We start from the raw sequence: 3,285 nt of genomic DNA on the forward strand, positions 1-3,285 counted from the left end.
ACGGCCAGTGCTACGGGAATCGCCAGAAAGGCCATATCGTGCCCCAGGTTACCATCGTCGGTTGATTTACCCAGCCAACTGGTGATGAAGGCGCCGGCAAACACGCCGGTCATGTTCATCAGTCCGTAGCCGGCAGCACGGTGGCGCGGCGATACAAACTGACAAAGGATGGGCATATTGTTGGCATCGAACATACCATAGCCCACGCCAAACAGCACACCACCACCAACAACGTTAACGAAGCTGGTACCAAAGCCCAGCAACAGCAGTGCGGGAATCATCAGCGACAAGCCGATGGCACCGGTATAAATCCGTCCGCGCACGTTGGTGTTAATCCAGCGGTCGGCGAGCAAGCCACCACCAATCACACCAATAAACGACGATAACGCAATGGTAAAGGTACTCAGCGGTCCGGCCATCGACATATCAATGTTCAGGCTATCGCTGAATAAGGTGGGCAGCCAGTTTTTTGTTGCCCAACCCGGGAAGCTGGGAGCTGCAAAATAGAACAGAATCACCCAGAAGCTGAGGGTTCCGAAGAGCATCCCCAAGCTATGGCGAACCGACTTCAACCCACTAAACAGGTCGAATGATTTTTCGGCGGCAGGTGCTTTTTCTGTTTTTTCATCGGAGCGTTTTTCGTAGAGGAACACCATCAGCACAACACTGTAAGCCACGCCCACCAGCCCAAAGCTGTGGAAGGCGGTTTGCCAACTCCAGGTATGCGCCACGGTTGCCCCAAAGCCACCCAGGGCTTGCCCGATGTACAGACCAGTCATGTGGATACCAACGGCCAGCGAGCGGGTATTTCCGCGGTGATAATCGGCAATCAGCGCCAGACCGGCCGGAATGTAGAGGGCTTCGCTAACCCCCATAACAGCCCGCAACACATACAACTGATCAAAGGTGGTTGCATAGCCCATGGTCAGGGTTACGCCCGACCAAACGCCGAGGCTCCCTACAATCAGCCATTTGCGGTTAATGCGGTCGGCAATCAGGCCGGCCATGGGGCTCATCAGCCCATAAATCCACAGGAAAACAGCCATCAGATAACCAAAGTTTTCGGCTGTCTGTAATTCTTGAATATCACCCTCCATGGCCACCTTCATGGTCGATAGCATTTGCCGGTCCATATAGTTCAGCAGAGCGACCACCCACAGCAAGCCAACCACAAACCAGGGATACCATTTTTTTTGAGAAATTTGTTTCATAATTAGGTTTTTAAAACGAGCGTCAACTGTCGCTCTCTATTTTCACTTTAATTTTCGAATCTTTTTTCATCGTCCTATTGTTTGCACCGGAGCTTGAATTTCTCCGGCTACAACCCGTTTTTTCCAAACGGCAAACATTCTTATTCATACATCTCGTTCAAATCGGATGCGGCAAGTTCCACCACGAAGCCTGCAATCTGCTTTGTTACAGCGGCCAAAAACTGCTTGCCTTTTTCGGCACTTGCTTTTTGGGGATTTCCAACGCCTGTACTGTCCGTAATCGACGTCCATTGGCGCTGGGCCCAGACCCAACGTTTCTTTAGGGCTTCAATTTTAAATGATTTTGAAGCACCGTCGCCCGCAAGCTCAAGCGGCAATACCAGGTCGGGAACCAAGTGCATCATCACGCTTGTTTCCAGTTCGCCGGCATGATCGCCCGGCTCGTCGAACCAGGCTGCTGCATCGCATGCCTTCCACCAGTCCAGGCAACAGATAAATAGCTCGGGATGAGTCACCGAAAGCTCCCGGATCATTGTTGTGAAACTGTTGCCTCCGTGACTATTTACAATAACCAACTTCCGAATGCCGTGCCGAATAAGATTTTCAACCAGATCTTTCAAAATAACCATCTGGGTTGAAGGCATCATGTTCAAACACAGCTTCAGGTCCAGCTGCCCGGTGTTGACCCCCCAGGGGATAGTTGGCAGCACAACCGGCCGCGCCCCATGTTCCCAGGCCTGGCGGGCACTTTCCAGCGCCACAGCCTCGGCCTCGAAAACATCAGTCGCATAAGGCAAATGATAGTTATGCGGCTCAACAGCTCCCCAGGGAAGGACGGCAAGATCGTAGGTCTGATCTTTCACATCAGCCCAACAGCTCTCGGCTAAATGATACAATTGCTTACTCACGTTTCGGGGATTTGGCATCAATTTTTTCGAGTGTCTGCCATACCTGATACAGCCCGCGGGGAACATGGAAACAGCCTTTCCACTTACCACCTTTGAGCGGCAACAACACTTCACCGCGGCGGTTCAGGTAGCCATACCATTCGGCATATTCTGCATCGGCAAAATGGGCCCAGGTATATTCGTGCACTTTCTGAAACCAGGTCAAACATTCTTCGTTGCCGGTATGGTAATAAGCTTTGCTCAGGCTGATGAGCGTTTCAATGTGCACCCACCAAAGCTTTTGGTCCCACTCGAGCTGTTGCGGTGGGTTGCCTTTGATATCGAGGAAGTAGAAGATGCCGCCAAACTCGTCATCCCAGCCATATTTGAGGGTGTCGAGCATGATTTTCACGGCTTTCTGCATCAGTTCCGAATCATTTTTGCGCTCGGCCAGGTCCATGATAAACCACATGGCCTCGATGGTGTGCCCGGGGTTCATCAGGCGTCCTTCAAACGAATCGGAAAATTCGCCTTCGGGTGTTACATTTTCCAGGATCAATCCGGTTTCGGGTTGATAGAAGATGTCCATCACTTCGTGGATGGCCTCGTCAATGGTTTGGTTCACCAGCTCTTTGGGCAACAGGTGCTCAATCTCGAGCGAAAGGTTACACAAAATCATGGGTAAGGAGAAGCCTTTCAAGGGGCGTGTTCCCGATACCAGCTTGTTATATTGTCCCTTGGGGTTATCCTGGCGTTTCAGAATATTGTCGAAGGTTTGCTTAGCAATGCGGCCGTACTCTTCGTTGCCGGTAGCCTGGTACAACTGGCCAAAAGCCATGGTTGCAAAACAATCGGAGAAGATGTTGTAGGGTTGCACCAGAGGCTCCCCTTCGCGGGTCAGCGAGAAATACCAGTTCAGCTGACCGTCGTGTCCGTGTTGCATCAGGAAACGAGCGCCATGCTCAGCCATCTCCAGCCATTGTGCTTTTTGCTCAACCCGGTTGTACAAGGACGCGAACATCCAGACTTCGCGGGCCTGCAACCAAATAAACTTATCGGTATCGAACACCTTTCCCTGGCGATCGAGGCAGGTAAAATACCCGCCACATTGCTCGTCTTTGGAATTGTTTTCCCAAAAGGGAATTACTTTTTCAAGCAATTCCTTTTGGTACTTTTCTGCTGTTAAT

3 protein-coding genes are annotated in these 3,285 nt (G+C 51.3%); all 3 read right to left on the reverse strand.

Features of this window, described 5'->3' with window-relative positions:
* On the reverse strand, positions 1–1,211 hold a 1,211-nt coding region (locus C8N47_RS18530), incomplete at its 3' end, for an MFS transporter (protein WP_211316211.1).
* Between the two features lie 140 nt (positions 1,212–1,351).
* Positions 1,352–2,119 carry a creatininase family protein gene (locus tag C8N47_RS18535; protein WP_245915758.1) on the reverse strand — a complete coding sequence of 256 codons (768 nt, stop codon included), beginning with the start codon at positions 2,117–2,119 and terminating at the stop codon, positions 1,352–1,354.
* Positions 2,112–3,285, reverse strand: a 1,174-nt coding sequence (locus tag C8N47_RS18540) for a n-acyl-d-glucosamine 2-epimerase (protein WP_107824064.1), incomplete at its 5' end; no start/stop codon positions are given. The genes C8N47_RS18535 and C8N47_RS18540, both read right to left, overlap by 8 nt.

The sequence above is a fragment of the Mangrovibacterium marinum genome, assembly GCF_003046625.1.
GTDB lineage: Bacteria > Bacteroidota > Bacteroidia > Bacteroidales > Prolixibacteraceae > Mangrovibacterium > Mangrovibacterium marinum.